The 18,556-nt window shown below is 48.9% G+C and carries 20 protein-coding genes and 1 other RNA gene; 17 read left to right on the plus strand and 4 right to left on the minus strand.

Features of this window, described 5'->3' with window-relative positions:
* The first annotated feature begins 34 nt into the window (after positions 1-34).
* The 4 genes from FD09_RS02310 to nth all read left to right on the plus strand — a co-directional run bounded on the left by FD09_RS02310 (position 35) and on the right by nth (position 3,306).
* Positions 35-496 (plus strand): cell wall elongation regulator TseB-like domain-containing protein, encoded by a 462-nt coding sequence (locus tag FD09_RS02310; protein WP_057817911.1) that lies wholly within the window; start codon positions 35-37, stop codon positions 494-496.
* Positions 497-620: 124 nt separating this feature from the next.
* A complete protein-coding gene (asnS, locus tag FD09_RS02315) occupies positions 621-1,925 on the plus strand; it encodes an asparagine--tRNA ligase (protein WP_057817913.1) in 1,305 nt (434 codons plus the stop codon).
* Positions 1,926-2,012: 87 nt separating this feature from the next.
* Positions 2,013-2,645: a DnaD domain protein gene (locus FD09_RS02320; protein WP_057817915.1), complete on the plus strand. Its 633-nt coding sequence runs from the start codon at positions 2,013-2,015 to the stop codon at positions 2,643-2,645.
* A 13-nt stretch (positions 2,646-2,658) separates the two neighbouring features.
* Complete coding sequence (gene nth / locus FD09_RS02325) at positions 2,659-3,306, plus strand: endonuclease III (protein ID WP_057817917.1); 648 nt, start codon at positions 2,659-2,661, stop codon at positions 3,304-3,306.
* Between the two features lie 128 nt (positions 3,307-3,434).
* Here nth and FD09_RS02330 read toward each other — a convergent pair whose 3' ends face one another.
* Together FD09_RS02330 and recU are read right to left on the minus strand one after the other, a co-directional pair.
* Positions 3,435-5,762, minus strand: a complete 2,328-nt coding sequence (locus FD09_RS02330; protein ID WP_057817919.1) for a PBP1A family penicillin-binding protein — start codon at positions 5,760-5,762, stop codon at positions 3,435-3,437.
* The gene (gene recU / locus FD09_RS02335; RefSeq protein ID WP_057818471.1) at positions 5,759-6,403 is read right to left on the minus strand and encodes a Holliday junction resolvase RecU; all 645 of its coding nucleotides are present in this window, start codon (positions 6,401-6,403) and stop codon (positions 5,759-5,761) included. The genes FD09_RS02330 and recU overlap by 4 nt, the downstream gene beginning before the upstream one ends.
* Before the next feature lie 71 nt (positions 6,404-6,474).
* Here recU and FD09_RS02340 point away from each other — a divergent pair, with 71 nt between their 5' ends.
* The 6 genes from FD09_RS02340 to FD09_RS02360 all read left to right on the plus strand — a co-directional run bounded on the left by FD09_RS02340 (position 6,475) and on the right by FD09_RS02360 (position 10,813).
* Positions 6,475-7,038 (plus strand): SLOG family protein, encoded by a 564-nt coding sequence (locus FD09_RS02340; protein ID WP_057817921.1) that lies wholly within the window; start codon positions 6,475-6,477, stop codon positions 7,036-7,038.
* A gap of 108 nt (positions 7,039-7,146) precedes the next feature.
* Positions 7,147-7,962, plus strand: a complete 816-nt coding sequence (gpsB, locus tag FD09_RS16985) for a cell division regulator GpsB (RefSeq protein ID WP_083487456.1) — start codon at positions 7,147-7,149, stop codon at positions 7,960-7,962.
* A gap of 50 nt (positions 7,963-8,012) precedes the next feature.
* Positions 8,013-8,369, plus strand: an RNA gene (gene rnpB / locus FD09_RS15830) — RNase P RNA component class B.
* Between the two features lie 396 nt (positions 8,370-8,765).
* Entirely contained in the window at positions 8,766-9,950 is a 1,185-nt protein-coding gene (locus FD09_RS02350; RefSeq protein ID WP_057817923.1) for a THUMP domain-containing class I SAM-dependent RNA methyltransferase, read from the plus strand.
* A 106-nt stretch (positions 9,951-10,056) separates the two neighbouring features.
* A complete protein-coding gene (locus FD09_RS02355) occupies positions 10,057-10,290 on the plus strand; it encodes a hypothetical protein (protein WP_057817925.1) in 234 nt (77 codons plus the stop codon).
* Between the two features lie 181 nt (positions 10,291-10,471).
* Positions 10,472-10,813, plus strand: a complete 342-nt coding sequence (locus FD09_RS02360; protein ID WP_157053658.1) for a hypothetical protein — start codon at positions 10,472-10,474, stop codon at positions 10,811-10,813.
* A 63-nt stretch (positions 10,814-10,876) separates the two neighbouring features.
* On the opposite strand, the gene FD09_RS02365 is transcribed toward FD09_RS02360, so the two are convergent.
* Complete coding sequence (locus tag FD09_RS02365; RefSeq protein ID WP_057817930.1) at positions 10,877-11,764, minus strand: DegV family protein; 888 nt, start codon at positions 11,762-11,764, stop codon at positions 10,877-10,879.
* A 171-nt stretch (positions 11,765-11,935) separates the two neighbouring features.
* Between FD09_RS02365 and FD09_RS02370 the strand changes: the two genes are divergently transcribed.
* On the plus strand, positions 11,936-12,538 hold the full coding sequence (locus FD09_RS02370; protein ID WP_057817933.1) for a nitroreductase family protein: 603 nt from the start codon (positions 11,936-11,938) through the stop codon (positions 12,536-12,538).
* 63 nt (positions 12,539-12,601) lie between these two features.
* Here the strand turns inward: FD09_RS02370 and FD09_RS02375 are convergent, their stop codons facing one another.
* The gene (locus FD09_RS02375) at positions 12,602-12,997 is read right to left on the minus strand and encodes a reverse transcriptase-like protein (protein ID WP_057817935.1); all 396 of its coding nucleotides are present in this window, start codon (positions 12,995-12,997) and stop codon (positions 12,602-12,604) included.
* Positions 12,998-13,062: 65 nt separating this feature from the next.
* Between FD09_RS02375 and FD09_RS02380 the strand changes: the two genes are divergently transcribed.
* From FD09_RS02380 to FD09_RS02405, 6 genes are all read left to right on the plus strand, one after another.
* Positions 13,063-13,497 (plus strand): EbsA family protein, encoded by a 435-nt coding sequence (locus FD09_RS02380; protein ID WP_057817937.1) that lies wholly within the window; start codon positions 13,063-13,065, stop codon positions 13,495-13,497.
* Complete coding sequence (locus FD09_RS02385) at positions 13,454-15,166, plus strand: formate--tetrahydrofolate ligase (protein WP_057817939.1); 1,713 nt, start codon at positions 13,454-13,456, stop codon at positions 15,164-15,166. Before FD09_RS02380 ends, FD09_RS02385 begins: the two co-directional genes overlap by 44 nt.
* Positions 15,141-15,629, plus strand: coding sequence for a signal peptidase II (gene lspA, locus FD09_RS02390; RefSeq protein WP_057817941.1), 489 nt, complete (start codon positions 15,141-15,143; stop codon positions 15,627-15,629). The genes FD09_RS02385 and lspA overlap by 26 nt, the downstream gene beginning before the upstream one ends.
* Positions 15,622-16,542: an RluA family pseudouridine synthase gene (locus FD09_RS02395; protein ID WP_057817944.1), complete on the plus strand. Its 921-nt coding sequence runs from the start codon at positions 15,622-15,624 to the stop codon at positions 16,540-16,542. The genes lspA and FD09_RS02395 overlap by 8 nt, the downstream gene beginning before the upstream one ends.
* A gap of 159 nt (positions 16,543-16,701) precedes the next feature.
* The gene (pyrR, locus tag FD09_RS02400) at positions 16,702-17,247 is read left to right on the plus strand and encodes a bifunctional pyr operon transcriptional regulator/uracil phosphoribosyltransferase PyrR (RefSeq protein WP_273376224.1); all 546 of its coding nucleotides are present in this window, start codon (positions 16,702-16,704) and stop codon (positions 17,245-17,247) included.
* Positions 17,248-17,251: 4 nt separating this feature from the next.
* On the plus strand, positions 17,252-18,556 hold the full coding sequence (locus FD09_RS02405) for a uracil-xanthine permease family protein (RefSeq protein WP_057817949.1): 1,305 nt from the start codon (positions 17,252-17,254) through the stop codon (positions 18,554-18,556).

Consider the following 18,556-nt stretch of genomic DNA (forward strand, 5'->3'; position numbering starts at 1 on the left):
AATGTTAGGCAGAGTTCGAAAGAGGAGGGATACAGTGCGGTCGAATTGGCAAAAATGGGCTTACTGGGGTGCGCTGATCATCATTGTCGCGGGTATCTTCAGCGTTTATTTGGTGGCCACAGCGCCTCGCCGGAATGCTGAAAGCCAAGCCATTAATGTGGCGGAAAAAACAGCATCACTCACCACACCGCAAACCTTCTTTATGTTTCAGCGCGACGAGACATACTACACCGTCGGCGGTAAAACCAAAGATGGGCAGTCGGTCTTCGTGATTATCAATGCTCGCAGCGGGCGCACGCATACCGTGAGTGCTGGCGCCGGTCTTTCTGCGACTCAAGCACAAAACCGTGCACGCCAAATCAGCGGCCAGCAACAAGTTGAGAAAACAGTGTTGGGTTGGTATCGCGGTGCTGCCACGTGGGAAGTCACCTTACGCAGCCACAGTGGCAATTATCAATACGTTTTACTTAATTATCGTACCGGTAAAACAGTTTAGGCTTCGCCATCATTGATGCGAAGACCAGGCGATCAGGATCGAGACGAGGATTAAGACCGATGGCTTTCCACCAGTCAAAGCCTGTCACGGCATCCCTGATCGTATCTTTTTTGGGAGGTTTAACATGGCAGAACCAGAACACATTAGTATTATTGATTCACCCCAGCACGTTGATGAAGAAGTCAGAATTGGGGCTTGGTTAACCGACAAGCGGTCCAGCGGCAAGATTTCATTTCTGCAGTTGCGGGACGGCACTGCCTTTTTCCAAGGTGTCGTCGTTAAAAATGCAGTTTCTGAATCAGTTTGGAATATTGCTAAGGATTTACACCAGGAGGCCAGTTTTTGGGTGACTGGGGTCATTCACGAAGACAAACGGTCCCACTTTGGTTATGAAATTGAAGTGAGCAATATTGAAGTCGTGGGAGAATCAGAAGGCTATCCCATCACCCCTAAGGAACACGGAATCGAATTCTTACTGGATCATCGGCATCTTTGGTTACGGTCTCGTCGGCCGTTTGCGATCATGCATATTCGAAACGAAATGATTCGCGCCACGTATGAGTTCTTCAATCAGGAAGGGTTCATTAAGATGGACCCGCCAGAAATCACGGACGCCGCACCGGAAGGCACCACGGAGTTGTTCCATATCGATTATTTCGATAATGATGCCTACTTGTCTCAATCAGGTCAGCTTTACATGGAGGCCGGCGCAATGGCCTATGATAAGGTCTTCTCATTTGGCCCGACCTTCCGGGCGGAAAAGTCGAAGACACGCCGCCATTTGACCGAATTCTGGATGATAGAACCAGAAATGGCCTTCATGCATCAAGAAGAGAGCTTGGAGATTCAGGAACGTTACATTGCGTTTCTCGTGCAAGGTGTCCTGGATCACTGCCAATATGACTTGAAGCTGCTGGATCGCGACCCCAAGATTTTGGAGCGCTACACAAAGACACCGTATCCGCGGATTACTTACGATAAGGCGATTGAAATGTTGCAAGGAGCCGACTTCAACACTAAATGGGGCGATGATTTTGGTTCGCCAGAAGAAACTTACTTGTCTGATCAATTTGAACAACCCGTGTTTGTTTTGAACTATCCCAAGTCGATCAAACCGTTCTATATGAAGAGTCATCCCACGCGCGATGATGTTTACCTGTGTGCGGACTTGTTAGCCCCCGAAGGTTATGGCGAAATTGTGGGCGGTTCTGAACGGGAAACAGACTATGCGAAGCTAGAGCAGAGTATTATTGATGCTGGTCTGGACGTGAATGAATACCAATGGTATTTGGATCTGCGTAAGTATGGTTCAGTACCGCATTCCGGCTTCGGTTTGGGCTTAGAGCGGGCCATTACCTGGATCTGCCACTTGGATCACCTGCGCGAAGCAATTCCATTCCCACGGATGATCAATCGGTTGAAACCTTAATTAAGTTACTGATGGAAAAGGGTGGGCGTAATGTCGACCCTTTTTTCAACGACACAATGTGCATCAGATCAGAAAGGAGCCGGTCTTGTGGAATTTTGGCAAGCGTTGGTACAAGCGCCGTTGATTACTATCTCCAACCTTGTATTGGCGCATTATCGGGCATTGGGAATGACCAATCGACAGTTGATCGTGTATTTGCAAATGGTCAGTTTTACGGCGGCTGGTCAACAATTCCCACCCATCAAAGAGATTGCGCAGCGTACAGGGTTGACCGAAGATGAAATATACGGCGCACTACACGAAATGTTGGATGCGGGGTTTATCGACCTCCGGACGCAGACGGATAGTGCCGGTAAGCAAATGGATTGGTATGATTTAACGCCGCTATATGCTCGACTGGCTGAAAAATATGGGCAATCGAACCCGATATCAGATTCTGGAGAACCAGAACAGGCGCCCGTGACCCGGCAACGCTTATTTGATGAAATCGAAGTCGAATTTGGTCGTCCTTTATCACCTATTGAACAGGAAACAATTAGCGCGTGGCTAGATGAAGATCACTATTCGCCAGAATTGGTCTCCTTGGCACTCCGCGAAGCGGTGTTGAATCAGGCCTATTCATTGAAGTACATGGATCGCATTTTGCTGAGTTGGGAAAAACGCAATATTCGGACGAAGGCCGATGTCGAGCGCGAACGCGCCAACCGTAATCGTTTCTGAGGAGGGACTTGTAATGTGGGACGATAACCGCATGCGCTGGGGAATGCACCAGTTGTTTCAATTAATTCCAGATGCGCAAGGGGCACTGCATGCCGAATCGGCGTATCAGTTACTGATTGCCGTTATTTTGAGTGCGCAAACGACGGACGCAGCGGTGAATAAAGTGACACCGGCTTTGTTTGCGGCGTATCCCACACCGGCCGCGCTGGCGGCAGCGACACCAACAGATATTGAAAATTACATTCATACGATCGGTTTGTTCCATACCAAGGCAAAGCACATTCAGGAAACCGCCCATCGGCTGGTCACCGACTTCGAAAGTACAGTCCCCCAGACCCATCAAGAGTTGGAGAGTTTACCTGGGGTGGGACGTAAAACGGCTAATGTAGTCCTGGGTGATGCGTTTGGGGTCCCTAGCTTTGCCGTGGATACTCATGTGACGCGTATTTCTAAACGATTGCCGGTGGTGCTGGCGAAGGCGAGTGTGACGGATATTGAGCGGCGGTGGACTGCCGCTTTACCAAAAGATGAGTGGGTGCAGGGGCATCATACGCTGATTTTGTTTGGGCGGCAGTATTGTATGGCGCGACGTCCGCGGTGTGCGGAATGTCCATTGGCAGCCTATTGTGCGACGGGGCAAAAGAATTTAGAGCGCCGCTAATAAGGCCGTGCCAATGTTGCACAAGCTTGATCGATAATCAAACTGAACATGACCACCTTTAAGACATAGAAAAAGCTGAACATTTTCTCCTCAGTTGTGACTGGGGGAAATGCTCAGCTTTTTTATTGTTACTCTGTTTGGCTAGAGCCTTGGTTGTTGGCATTATTGTTATTATTATTGTTGCCAGTTGGCGGGGCGGTATTGCCGCCTGTACCGCCGGTGTTATTGCTGGAAGAACTGGCGGAGCTGCCCTGGCTGGAGTTTGAGCTATTACCCCCTTGACCGCCTTCGCCACCGCTAGTATCCGTACTCGGTTGGCTTTCATTGGCGCTGCTGGACGAGGAAGATTCTGTTCCTGGACCAGAGCTGAATGAAGACGCACTGCTGCTGGAGCTGTTGTGCGTGGAACCATCCTCAGATGATGAGCCATCGTTGCGCGAGCTTTGCGAACTTGACGACGATGACCCAGGTGTAACTGCGGTGGCTGGTTGAGTGCCACGAAGGTAAAGTTCGGAACCAGAGCGGACGACGTTACTGGGTTTCTTCCAATCAGTGTTCGTTTGCTTTTCGGCCAAATAACTCATAATCTGCCGATAGAAAAGAATCGCTGTATTTTGTTCTGCCCCGGCAATCCCCCGCTTATTGGCGGCATCGTATCCGGTCCAAATGGCGACAGAGAAATGCTGCGTGTAACCAGCCATCCAGGAGTCGCGCACCGTATCATTCAAGGCCGGGTTATTGGCGAGGGTGGTGCTGTCATAATCCGTTGTCCCAGTTTTTCCGGCCTGATAGAGTCCCTGAATGTTAGCCGCTGTTGCTGTACCACTAGTGAAGACACCCTTCAGCATATCCGTGATCATGTACGCTGTACTGGCTTTCATCGCTTGCCGATGGGTCGTGGAATAAGTGTGGGCGACGCCGTCCGCCGTGATAATTTTGTTAATGTACTGTGGCTTGTAATAGGTCCCGCCGTTACTAAAGGCACTGTAAGCAGCGGCAAGTTGAAGCGGAGAGACATCACTGCCAATCCCGACTGACAGACCCGCCGAGCTGGGGATGGAAATGCCCAGACCACTGGCAAATGTGGATGCACGGGACAAACCCACTTTTTCCAATGTGCGAATGGCGGGCACATTGCGCGACTGAACCAAAGCTCGCCGCATGGTCATCTGCCCCATGTATTGGCGATCCCAATCGTAGAGTTGTATGTTGGTTCCTGGATAGGTGTAAGCCGTGTCGGACACTGGTTCACTGGTAGGCCAATTCAAGTATTCGATAGCTGGGCCATAATCCAGAATGGGTTTCATCGTCGAACCGTTACTACGGTCCGCAGTGACTGCACGATTCAACGCCAGCCTGACGTTACCCAGTTTTCGCCCACCGAGCATCGCCACCACTTGACCGTTATTGGGATTCGTGATTGCCACCCCAGTTTGCATCAGGTCGTTACTGAATACACCGTCCTCGGCATTAGCCAAATCATACAACCGCTTTTGGATGTCGTAATTCACATTGGTATAAATCTTCAAGTTATCAATGTACGGATTGTAGCCTTTGGCTTTGACATCGTCGATGACTTGTTTTAAATAGGGATCTAGGACCAAATCGGTTTCATCATTATTCTTGTGTGCGGATTGCGGCTGCAAACCATCGGTAATGGCCGTTCCTTTGGCCTGGGCTGCTTGGGCAGCGGTGATTTTTTTGTTTGCGACCATGGCGTTGAGGACTGTATCTCGCCGATCTTTGGCCTTCGCCGGATTCTTATAAGGGTCGTATGACTCGGGCGCCTGGGGCATTCCCGCCAACAAAGCGATTTGAGGCAAATCCAATTGGTTCAAGCTTTTCCCAAAATAGTATTGAGCAGCCGTGGCCATGCCATACACACCATTGCTCATGTATACTTTGTTGATGTAAAACTCCAAAACTTGATCCTTGGAGTAGTCGCGGGTTACTTTAAACGCCAACCAGGCTTCCTGGGCCTTGCGTCGTAAAGTTTGATCGGAAGCCTTCGTGGAGAATACGCTCAGTTTAACAAGCTGCTGAGTAATTGTACTGCCCCCCTGGAGTGTGTCATTGCGGGCATTTTGTACAGCTGCAGATAGAATCCGAATTGGATCAACGCCCAGGAATTCTTGATAGAAACGGCGATCCTCAATGGAAACTACCGCATTCTTGAGCGATCCTGGAATTTTATCACTCGTGACATAAGTCCGGTTCTCACTGCCCAGCTTCGTTAATTCTTGACCCTCAGCACTGTAAATGGTGGAAGCACCACCGCTCTGCAGTTTTTCTAAAGTAATTGCCGGAGCGTCTTTTGCATAGTATGCAAACAGTGCGGTTCCTGCCAGCAATACAGCCAGTAAAGCTAAAAATACCCATTTGAAAAATCGACGAATTGGATGTCGCTTTTTACTGGCTCGATTCCGTCGCGCTTTTCTTGAATCGTTTGTGTTCATTCAATCGTTCCTTTACTGTTTTGCGGGTGGGTGGCAGCAATCAGCGCATCCACCGCATCTAAATAGGGGATGGCCGGAGCAAATCCCACCGCAATTTTATAGCCGACACGGGCCACTTCTTTTAAAGGAATTGAGTGGCGCCCGGTGGTGTCGTCCCAATAACGCAAAAGTGCTGTTGCGGGAAATAAATAGACGCAATTTGGATCTGCAAATTGCATGAGGGTGAAGCAAATTCCCTGCTGAGCCAGACACCGACGAAAGTGATCGATTTGGTGCTGGTGATAATTCTTAAGTGGGAAAGAATGTTTGTTCTTAGTCTGTTTTGCTTCAAAGTCTAGATAATAGCCCTGATAAACACCGTTATAATCAGTGGTTGAGGGTTGACGGAAATAAGCCTCTTTGATTACCGCCTGCGACCGGGCAGGGTAATCGACATGGACAATTTGAACGGGTGTCGGTTTCTTGTAAACCACGGCTGAACCGTGTTCGCGATAGTATTCGTTACTTTCGTTAATGGCATCTTCCAAACGCATTCCGCGTTTACCGAAAATCACATTTTCAGTCTTCGGCGGTCGGGCCGTCACGGAAGAATCTTGCGCATCCGCGTGATATTTTCTACCATTAGGGTAAGAGATCGTCACAATTTTCACCTGCCTTTTGTTATTATACCAACTCTCGTCATAAAAATGTATCGAAGAAGGGAACGTTAGTTTTGGAACGTGTATGGATTACCGGCTATCGCAGCTATGAACTCGGCGTTTTCGGGACCACGGACCCCAAGCTGCAGGTCATTAAGTATCTTTTAAATCAGACTTTACAGCGCTATGTGGAAGATGGCTTGCGCTGGGTCATCACTGGCGGCCAGTTGGGCATCGAACAGTGGGCGTTGGAGAGTGCTCTTGCGCTAAAAAAAGAAAACGGTGTGCCGAAATCAGCGATGATGCTGCCGTTCACTGATTTTGGTCAAAAATGGAACGAAGACAACCAATCCCATCTGGCTGCGCTAAAGGAACAAGTCGACTTTAGCGCTAGCGTATCGGCTTCGCCATATCAAACACCGCAGCAACTCAAGGCATATCAAACTTTTATGTTAACCCATACGGACGGTGCAATTTTGGTTTACGATCCCGAAAAAGAGGGTAGACCGAAATACGATTACGACATAATTCAAAAATTCCAAGAAAGCCGGCCGTATCCGTTGGAAGTGATTGACTTTTATGCCCTCCAGGATGCGGCAGATGAGTATGCAGAGCAACAACGCCCAGACGAATGGTAGGTGGTAAATACTTTTATCAGTCCTCGGTCGGGTACCGCTCTGCCGGGCACTTTGCTATACTGGTTATGACAACATATTTGCTGTGAGTGAATGACGAGGTGGATAATGATGGATAATCGTAATAATCAAGCACAATCCGGTCAAAACACAAATAATGCACCCCAGGGGCATCGATTAAATTTAACCCCCACGGATATTGTGAATCAAGATTTTGGCCACAAGATGCGCGGATATGATTCAGAAGAAGTGGATAATTACTTGGATCTTGTAATCAAGGACTACGAGACCTACAACGAGCAAATTAAGGCCATACAACAAGAGAACAATCGTTTGAAGTCTCGAATTGACGAATTGACTAAACAGCTCAGCGCCCAGGGACCGGCCGTTGCGGGTAACAGCAGCGCCGGTTCAGGAAGTAGTGCTTCCAATTATGATATATTGAAGCGCCTGTCCAATCTAGAACGTCATGTGTTTGGCGTCAGTAAGGCCAACCCGGTACCGAGTGTGCAGCGCTCGTATGTTCCGCCCCGCTATAACAGTGCACCAGCACAAGGGCCGACAAATCGATTTGCGGGTCCAGGCATGCAAACTTCCCCGAATCCCGCAATGACTCATCGCGGCGAGGAAACCCCGCAATATTCTCAACCGGCTCAATATCAGGAACCGCAAACGCCCAATCAGCCTGCGAGTCGCCAGAATCCGGCGCCACAGCCACAAGTGAATCGTGGCCCACAACAGCCGCAGAGCACACCAGTGGCTGAACCGTCTGCAAAGAGCGATCCTTATCAAAATCAAGTGGGTGGCGGTACGCAGTATCGTAATTATGGACCGCAATCTCCAGAGAACCAAACAAATAATGGTTACGTGAATCCGAATCCCGCGCCTCAGCCATCTGGTGAAAACAACTATCGGCCGCAACAATAACCATTTTAGGGTCGCATTTTCAGGATAGATGGTGTATGCTATTTTATTGTGGTCTTGAGTAATCGCGGTCAAGTCAGCTTGACTGAGGAAAGTCCATGCTCGCACGGGCTGTGATGCCTGTAGTGTTCGTGCGTCGCCCAATAAGCGGCGGTACGCTTTTGCGTAACGGCGAAACCAAAGCTAAGGATGCAAATCTATGCGGCGGTTTCTGAAAAGTGCCACAGTGACGAACCTGTTTGGAAACATTCAGGATGGAACGGGTAAACCCCGCGAGCGAGTAACCCAAACTTTTTGGTAGGGGCGTCCCATGAGGGAAATGAACTGGACATGGGAGCACTTCGGTGCAGATAGATGATTACTGAAGAAATGCGTGACACACATTTTGGAACGGAACATGGCTTATAGAGACCACATGTCAGCGACTGGTTCAGAGCGATCTGCCAGTCGCTTTTTGTATAGAGAGAGGGCGCAGCCGACCGGTTAGAAGCGGCGTCATAAGGCAAGGGCGGCAGAAAAACCCGCACTTAGGTTTTTTTGCCGCCCTTGCCTTATGACATAGCTTCTGGTCGGCGGAGCCNTAAGGCAAGGGCGGCAGAAAAACCCGCACTTAGGTTTTTTTGCCGCCCTTGCCTTATGACATAGCTTCTGGTCGGCGGAGCCCGTTTACCCGAAAGTACATGTTAGGACCGGCTTAACGAATCTAAGTCAACAGTACGCACATACGGAGCGTATAATTTAACCCAGAACCCAAACCCCCAATTCAACTCAATCGCACCCTAAACAGGAAACAAAGGAGTCTCGAAATGGCAGCAAAACTACAATTAATGGCCGCAATGGCCGGCGGTTTCGAAGCAGTCACCGCTAAAGAATTACAATCAATGGGCTATGAAACCCATAACGAAACTGGCCGAGTCGCTTTTACAGGGGACATGACCGATGTATATAAGACTAACCTATGGCTGCGCAGTGCCGATCGCATTTTAATTGTCCTGCGAGAATTCAAGGCATTTTCCTTCGATGATTTATTCAATGTCGTTGCTGATTTTGCTTGGGAAGAATGGCTGCCGATGACCGCTAACTTTCCGATTACTGCCAAATCGGTCAAGTCCAAACTACACAGTGAACCGGACGTCCAAAGTATCGTAAAAAAGGCAATCGTCGAACGCTTAAGTGCGTATTACCACCGGCGGACACGTTTACCGGAAACTGGTGCCACCTATCACATTGACGTCCGGATCACGAAAGATGTGGTCCGCCTCACATTAGATACCACGGGCGAAAGTTTATTCAAACGGGGGTACCGGGCAGAATCCGCCGAAGCACCATTGAAGGAAAACTTTGCGGCGGCATTGATTCTTTTGACCAGTTGGCACCCTGCTGATATGCCATTTTTAGACCCAGTTTGTGGGAGTGGGACGATTCCCATTGAAGCGGCATTGATCGGTCGGAACATTGCCCCAGGACTGCAGCGGCATTTTGCCTTCGAGGGTTTCCAGGCCTTTGATCCCCCTGTCTTCAACGACATTAAGGCGCAAGCAATCGCTGCTCAAACGGACGAGCCCCTAATGATCTTCGGTCAGGATATTGATCAAAATATGATCGAACTTTCCCGGGTGAATGCCCACAAAGCCGGGGTCCTGCATGACATCCGCTTTAAGCAGCTGGCCGTCAAAGATTTCAAAACAACGGTTCCTAATGGGATCATCGTCGCCAATCCGCCATACGGGAAACGGTTGGCAGACAGCGATACAGTCCATCAGCTCTATGCGCAAATGGGAGATGCTTTCCGCCCGTTAACCACCTGGAGCAAATATATTTTAACCTCGGACTTGGAGTTTGAACGATACTTTGGTAATCGCGCCACGAAACGACGCAAATTGTATAATGGCGCGTTGCGGACAGATTACTTCCAATATTGGGGCCGGCCCAATTGGAAATTGCCTAAGCAGATTGTGACGTCCCTCAGTGATCCCGTTAAAGAAGACTAAAGAATACAAGTTGCTGTTCTCTCGACGGCCGCCTTTGTTATAATGAAGGTGTAGTGAATTCGGTTCCACACCGGCACTGCAAATTGCGTCGAAAGGATGAGATATTATGGCACATCGTCAAGATCTCCAAGAAATTTCAGCAATTCTCGACCAGTCAATGCAAAATGAGGCTCCAGTTAAAATTCGGACGATTGATCACCGAACTTTGATTGGTGCGGTATCTGGATTTGAAGAGGGTACCGTGAAACCATATTTTGAACGGCGCACCGTATTCTTGAACACGAAAAAAGGGGTCAAACGGATTAAGCAGTACGCGATTCAAAACGTCATGGCCCAGTAAATGATTTGTGCCGCTGTTTTTTAACATTAAAACTTAATCATGTCCAGACACAGAGACGCTTTGGCGCATTTGTGTCTGGACATATTCTTTTCCGCACTGGGGAATAGTGAAAACTGCGTTATAATTAAAAATGTAAACAAATGACGCCATTTGGCGGATTTTTGGAAAGTAGTGATTGTTGATGGCAAAGAAGAAGGAACGCGAGGCCCGACATAGCGCAATCGTGGACATGAATGATTTTCTGTTCAACTATGCCCACAAAACGTTGCCCGAAACCAAGTTGACAGATTTGGCCAGTACGTTGGTGAACGCAACTAAAGGCGGCATTCATGGGTTGGACGATCTTTTCCACGATAATGGGATTGGTCGGGAAGACAACTTTTATGCGATTGGTTTAGGATTCGTCAAAGATTTCTATGATCTGGACGGTGAACAAGCCAAACAAGAAACCGACAAACTGGCGCAAGAAGCGTTGGCATACTTAGCGAATCACGGCAACGACTTTGTCCGCTGGGAGCACTGACCGTTCTTTTCGCACATTAAAACCCGTCATCGGTATTCAATGCCGACGACGGGTTTTAGTTTGCTATTTCTGATATTGCTGGGCTAAGTCGTGATAATCTTGGGTCCAAATGATTGCCATCGCACCTTTGCCGGTATGCACTCCGATGACGGGTCCAATAATACTTTGATCCACGTGAACTTGGGGGAAGGAAGCCGTTAAATCCTTGACCCATTCTGCCTTCATCTTAGGTTCATCAGCATCAAAGACAGTAACCCGGACGGGATAATTCACGTCTTCAATAGCCTGTGCAAAATCACGTTTGATATGCTCATACGCTTTTTTGGCTTGGCGCTCTTTGGCAATCGCCTCAATCTTTCCTTTATCTTGGATATCCATGGATAGAATCGGTTTAACTTTCAATAATCCCCCAATTGTGGCACTTACCGAGCTCAGCCGGCCAGTCCGTCGCAGATGAGATAGATCATCCACCATAAAGCGCACGCCCATTCTGGCCCGCATGGTTTCTAACGCTTCCACGATTTCGTCGATGGTATTGTCTTGGCTGACCATGGTCGCCGCCAGCAGATCCATGTAACGTAAGCCCGCGCAAGTAATATGGGAATCATAGGTGACCACTCGGAGTGCATCGAAATGCTCACCGAAGGCTTTCAGATTCTCTGCATAAGACGAAATACCAGACGAAATTACCAAGCAAATGACACTGTCGTATCCTTCTTTGACCAATTGTTTAAAGACTTTTTCCATCTCGCCTAAGGACGGGAAAGAAGTGGTCGGTTGGACAGGTGCTGTCACGAGCCGGTCATAAAACTCGGTAAATGATATATCTACCAAATCGTGATACGTGTTTTCTCCCCAATGAATTGTTTGCGGGACCACAATAATGTGGTGCGCAGCCGCTTCCTCGGGGGTCAGGTAAGCGGTAGAATCAGTCACAATTGCTGTTTTCATAGTTTTGCCCCTTAATAATTGCTTACAATTTGATACTGCTTTCAGTTTACCACAATCACTGTTCAGAATTGGTCAGCAAGACCAATAACAAATTTTCAGAAAAGTGATTGACTTACTAAAAGTAAGTATGATAAAGTATCTTTAACGTTAAATCAAAGGTGGTTATCACACGTGCAAGATGAAGTATTGACAACAATGAAAAAGCGCCGTTCAATTTATCAATTAGGTAAAAATGTGACACAAAAGCCAGAAGAGATTGTCCAGTTGGTCGAAGACATTATTATGCATTCGCCCACTGCGTTCAATGGCCAAACCGTCCGGGCAGTTTTCCTCTTTGGCGACAATCACGATCGTCTCTGGGATCTCACTGGGGCACGATTAAAGAGTGAAGTGCCTACAGAAGAGGCCTATCAAAACACGTTGGCCAAGTTGGCTAACTTCAAGGCGGCCTTTGGTACCATTCTTTTCTTCCGCGACCAAGCCATCGTGACAGAAGAAGAAAACAACTTCCCGCTGTATCGGGATAATTTCCACGATTGGTCTGAACAAGGTCAGGGTGGTGCGCAACAGGCTATCTGGGTCGCCTTGGCTCAAAACGGGATTGGGGCCAACTTGCAGCACTACAATCCGTTAATTGATGCCGAAGTGGCAAAGACTTTTGACATTCCCGATAACTGGGTGCTGCGCGCACAAATGCCCTTCGGTTCCATCGAGGGCACTGCCAGCGAAAAAGAATTTTTACCTCGCGAAGACCGTTTTAAAACTTTCTTTTAATCACCCAAACTGAGTGACAATAGGACTAAACCAAGTGCCTGCAAGGCACTTGGTTTAGTCCTATTAATTTTGGTCACGTTGCCGTTGCAGGGCTTGTTGGGCCAATTCATGGACTTGATGGGTGGTTTTCTTTGGGACCCATTTTGGAAAGACTAAGCGAAATTGATCTGTGACTGCCAGCAATGCCGCGAGTTCAGGGGCGTAGCCATGGCTGTATCTTTTTTGCAGTGCAGTAACGACGGCTTTGGAGTCCGTAGTAAACTGAACGATTTCATTTTTCAATCCAGCATCGTTCAGCAATTCAAATCCAAGTTGTGCGGCCTTGAATTCAGCGGCATGATTGTCTTGAACAGTCAAAGGAACGCTCTGCGTATGCCTTTTTGCCCCCTGTTGCCACACAATTCCGGCCCCTGCCAAACCGTCGGGTGCAAATGCACCATCTGTTTGTAACCGAATCATTACGAATTCTTCCTTCTCGTAGGTTATACTATATTATGCTATTCTAACATGGACGGGGTGATGACTTGAAAAACAGACTTTTCTACCAACCCAGTGCACCGGTGGCGATGATTTATTGGTCATTGACGTTAACAACTATTTTAGCCGGCTGTATTTGGGAAATGGAATCGGCCAGTTTTCAGTTTTGGCCGTTGCTGCTGTGGGTGCCCGGGGTGCTCTTAGCCGTATATGGTATTTTGGGCAATACAGTCACATTGATTGACCCAAATACGATCCTTATTCATCGCATCTTTTGGTTGAAGCCCAAGCAGGCACAATTCGTGAATATTGCTACTGTACTGACGACCAAACGCGGTCGCACGTTGCAGTATAGGCACCCCCACTATTTGCAACTCGATTTTTTGTTTAGGAAATCTGATCGACAGACATTTGACCAATGGACAGCCACGATCAATCATGTCGCACAATCAACAGAAGGGAACGATCCAAGTGCAATCTGATTTGGCAATCGCACAGAACAACGAGAAGAATGATATTTTACCCATTACGACTATTGCGGCCAATATGGGTTTGAGTACGGATGAAATTGAAGTGTATGGTAAGTACAAGGCAAAGCTGAGTTACGAAGCAATGAATCGCCTGCAGCATGCGTCTCAAGGTAAGTTGGTACTGGTCACATCCATTAATCCCACACCCGCCGGTGAGGGTAAATCGACAGTCACGATTGGTCTGGCGGATGGGTTAAACCTGTTGGGTAAAAAGACCACCGTAGCCTTGCGTGAGCCAAGCCTTGGCCCCGTCATGGGGATCAAGGGTGGGGCGACAGGCGGAGGCTTCGCTCAGGTCGTGCCCATGGAAGACATTAATTTGCACTTCACTGGGGATATGCACGCACTCACCACAGCAAATGATACGCTGGCGGCATTGATTGATAATCATTTGCAACAGGGAAACGAACTGAATATCGATCCCCGCCGGATTCAATGGAAACGAGCCCTAGATATTAACGACCGGGCCTTGCGTAATGTCGTCATTGGCTTAGGCGGTCACGCCAATGGGATTCCGCGGGAAGATGGGTTTGACATCACGGTAGCCAGCGAGTTAATGGCTGTTCTCTGTCTAGCCGATTCCATTGCTGATTTAAAGGAACGAATTGCCCGTATTGTCGTCGCCTATACGTACGATCGCCAGCCGGTCACAGTGCGGGATCTGGGTGTTCAAGGGGCGATTGCCATGCTCTTGAAAGATGCCATCAAGCCTAATTTGGTCCAAACGCTGGCCCATACCCCGGCCTTCATTCATGGCGGCCCTTTTGCTAATATTGCCCACGGCGCCAATAGTATTTTGGCCACACGAGCAGCACTGGGTACAGGGGACATTGCCATCACAGAAGCCGGTTTCGGGGCTGATTTGGGCGGTGAAAAGTTCATGGATATTACTGCCCCAGCGATTGGGCATCTCCCTGATGCTGTGGTGATTGTGGCCACGGTCCGAGCATTGAAATATAACGGCGGAGTGAAGTTGGCTGACTTAAGCACCCCGGATGTCACTGCCCTTAAGTCTGGTTATGTTAACCTGCATAAACATATCGAAAACATGCAGCGTTATGGCCGGCCGGTTTTGGTGGCAATCAATGTATTCAGCCAAGATTCTGATGAAGAAATCAAGACGTTACAAAACCTGTGTGCCGCAGACGGTGTGACCGCGTATCGTACCACGGTCTGGGCGGATGGTGGTGCTGGCGCTGAAGATTTAGCCTCTGCAATTATCCAAGCAGTGGATCGCGGGGGTGATTTTAAGCCACTATATGATAACGAACGTACCAGTGTGACCGATAAACTCACGACCATTGCCCAAACGATTTATGGTGCCAAAGATGTCTCCTACAGTATTGAAGCCAAACGGGCCTTGCGTCAGATTGAACGTAATGGTTGGGGTCATTTGCCGATCTGTGTGGCCAAGACCCAATACTCCTTGTCCGATAATGCCAAGTCGTTGGGTGCACCAAGCGGCTTTACTTTGCATGTGCGGGACTTGATTCCGAAGCTTGGGGCAGGCTTCATTGTTGCGATGACCGGTAGTGTGTTGACCATGCCTGGGTTGCCTAAGCATCCTGCGGCATTAGATATGGATGTGGATGCAAATGGTAAAATCACCGGCCTTTTCTAGATTTTGGTGGCTCTATAGTCTCATTATTATTGGTGTGATCGTCGGTTTCGATCAGTGGCTCAAAGTCTGGATTGTGCAAAATGTGCCTTTTGGAGAAAGTCGTCCGGTGATCAAAGGCGTATTTTCCTTGGCCCATGTCCAAAACGATGGCGCCGCTTGGAGTATCCTTTCTGGCCGGCAGCCGTTCCTCATCGGAATTACGGTGGTTGCCTTGGTTGCGTTATTGTGGCTGGCATTTCATTATCGGACCAATGTGCTCTTGCTGACTGGTCTGAGTTTCATGTTGGCCGGGGCCATCGGCAACTTTATTGACCGGTTGCGCCAGGGGTATGTGGTGGATATGTTTCAATTGGATTTCATCAATTTTCCAGTTGCCAATGTGGCCGATATTGCGATGACCGTTGGTGTGGCGGTCCTGTTCATTTACCTATTATTCTTTGATCGGAGCGGTAGCCATGAGTGAGCCAATACAATGGATCGTCCCCGTCACAGCGGCCAGTGACCGGCTCGATAAGGCATTGGCCAAAGGCTTAGCTGATCAGGATATTACCCGATCTCAAATTCAGAAATGGATCAAAGAAGAACGGGTGACGGTGGCTGGTAAACCGGTGCGGGCAAAAGAAAAGGTGCCTGCGGGGACCGTGGTCATAATCACGCCGGCTGACCCAGAGCCGATTCAGGCTGAGCCAGAGGATATTCCCTTAGCCATCGTGTATGAAGACGACGACGTGATCGTCGTCAACAAGCCCCAGGGGATGGTAGTGCATCCTGCGCCAGGGCATTATCACGGTACCTTGGTGAACGCCCTACTGGCCCATGGTCAACTGGCCACCATCAATGGGGCTATTCGTCCGGGGATTGTCCACCGGATTGATAAAGACACTTCCGGCCTGCTGATGGTGGCAAAAAACGACCGAGCCCAGCAAAGTCTGACTGCTCAACTGAAAGCCCATAAAAATGAGCGCAAGTATTTGGCGATCGTGCATGGTGTCATTCAAGAAGATAGTGGGACGATTGATGCGCCGATTGCCCGCAATCCTAAGGACCGGAAAAAGATGGCCGTGGTGATTGGCGGCCGCCCGGCGGTTACCCATTTCAAAGTGTTGGCACGATTCCGACATTACACGTATATCCAAGCAATTCTGGAAACTGGTCGCACCCACCAGATTCGGGTCCATATGGCCTATATTGGCCATCCAGTGGCAGGGGACCCACTGTATGGTCCCACTAAGACCTTGCCCGGCCATGGTCAGTTTTTGCACGCGGCCACGCTTAGCTTGACTCAACCGACCACCGGAAAAGAACTGACTTTTTCAGTGGCGCCGCCCAAAATATTTCAAGATACTTTGAATAAATTAAAGACCGGTGACAATTGACATTATTTGCCAATTTCCGTATGCTGTATCTAGCATTCCTTTAAGCTAGCCCTGTGAGACTAGGAAGGTGATTCGGTCTTAGCCCTCTATTCTCACGCAGAATAGGGGGCTTTTCTCATTATGAAGGAAAGCAAAACGATCAGAAAGAGGGAATTTATTGTGGCAGAAACTAAAGAAATCGTCGATGCGCAGGCAATGACACGGGCATTAACCCGAATTACGTACGAAATCATCGAACAAAATCATGGCATCGATAATTTGGTCTTGGTCGGTATTAAGACGCGGGGGATCTATTTGGCCCAGCGGATCGCCTCACGCTTGCAACAATTGGAACACGGGACTGTCCCGGTGGGTGAATTAGATATCACGAATTATCGGGATGATTTAGGTCACCGGATCAAACCGGATCCAGATGTTGAAGCATCCCACGTCAGTTTTCCCATCGATAATCAGCATGTGATCTTGGTGGATGATGTGCTTTTTACCGGCCGGACAATTCGGGCTGCGTTGGATGCCTTAATGGATCTGGGTCGGCCAAAGAAGATCTCTTTAGCCGTATTGGTGGATCGCGGCCATCGAGAACTGCCAATTCGGGCGGATTTTGTCGGCAAAAATATTCCGACGTCCTTATCCGAACGTATTCAGGTACAGGTCAAAGAAATTGACGGTAGTGACGGCGTGGCCATTGGTCAACGCGAGGAATAAATAAATGGCAGAAAAAGAGGAATACCATAACGATGACGTGGTATTAGACATCCACGACAAGCCGCCCTTTGGTCACTGGGTCGGTCTCTCCATCCAGCATTTATTCGCCATGTTTGGCTCCACCGTCCTGGTGCCCATCCTAGTCGGACTCGACCCGGGCATCGCCCTGTTCTCTTCCGGTGTCGGTACACTCCTGCACATTATGATTACCAAGCGTCGCATTCCCGCCTACATGGGATCATCCTTCGCCTTTATCGTACCCATGGTGGCGCTCATGAAGACGGCCGGTTATCCCGCCATCGCCCAAGGGACAATCGCTGTGGGTCTGGTATACTTAGTGGTGGCCACAATCGTTTACTTCATGGGTTCCGCGTGGATTGACAAAGCACTGCCGCCCATTGTGGTGGGCCCCATCGTGATGGCTATTGGGCTTTCTTTAGCTGGAACTGCGGCCACGGATGCCACGATGAACAACAAGGTTTACGACTGGCGCTTCTTCGTCGTGGCGATGCTCACCGCCTTGATCACGGTGGCATTCAATATGTACCTAAAGGGCTTTGCCAATCAAATTGCTATTCTATTAGGAATTATTGCCGGTTATTTCATTGCGCTGGCGTTTGGAATTGTCGATCTTTCGGGGGTCATCAATGCACCGTGGCTCAAATTGCCGAACTTTGAAATTCCTTTCGTTCAATACCAACCCAGTTGGCACCCGGATGCTGTCCTGAGCATGGCGCCCATCGCTTTTGTCACGATGACGGAACATATGGGTCACATCATGGTACTGAATGGGTTGACCCATCGTAATTTCTTCAAGAATCCCGGACTGCACCGGACGCTTACTGGGGACGGGGTGGCGTCGATTGCGGCAGGGCTGTTGGGTGGTCCGCCAGTGACCAGTTATGGTGAAAACATCGGGGTCATGGCCATCACCCGGGTCCATAGTGTTTATGTGTTGATTGGCGCTGGGGTATTTGCCATTCTTTTTAGTTTCATTGGTAAACTAGCGGCATTAATTGAAAGTATTCCTTCACCTGTGATTGGTGGTATTTCCTTCCTGCTTTTCGGGGTCATTGCCTCCAGTGGATTGCGCGTACTGATTGATAATCACGTGAACTTTGATCAGAAACGTAATTTGATGATTGCCTCCCTGGTACTGGTCATTGGTATCGGTAATGCCCACTTGCAGTTAGGACAGCTTGATTTTTCAGGGATTGCCATTGCGACTGTGCTGGGCATTCTCTTGAACTTAATTTTACCGGCAAAGGCCCGTAGTGAAAGGACTGAGTCGGCGCAAAAAGAAGGTTGA

This window comes from Schleiferilactobacillus perolens DSM 12744 (genome assembly GCF_001435585.1).
GTDB lineage: Bacteria > Bacillota > Bacilli > Lactobacillales > Lactobacillaceae > Schleiferilactobacillus > Schleiferilactobacillus perolens.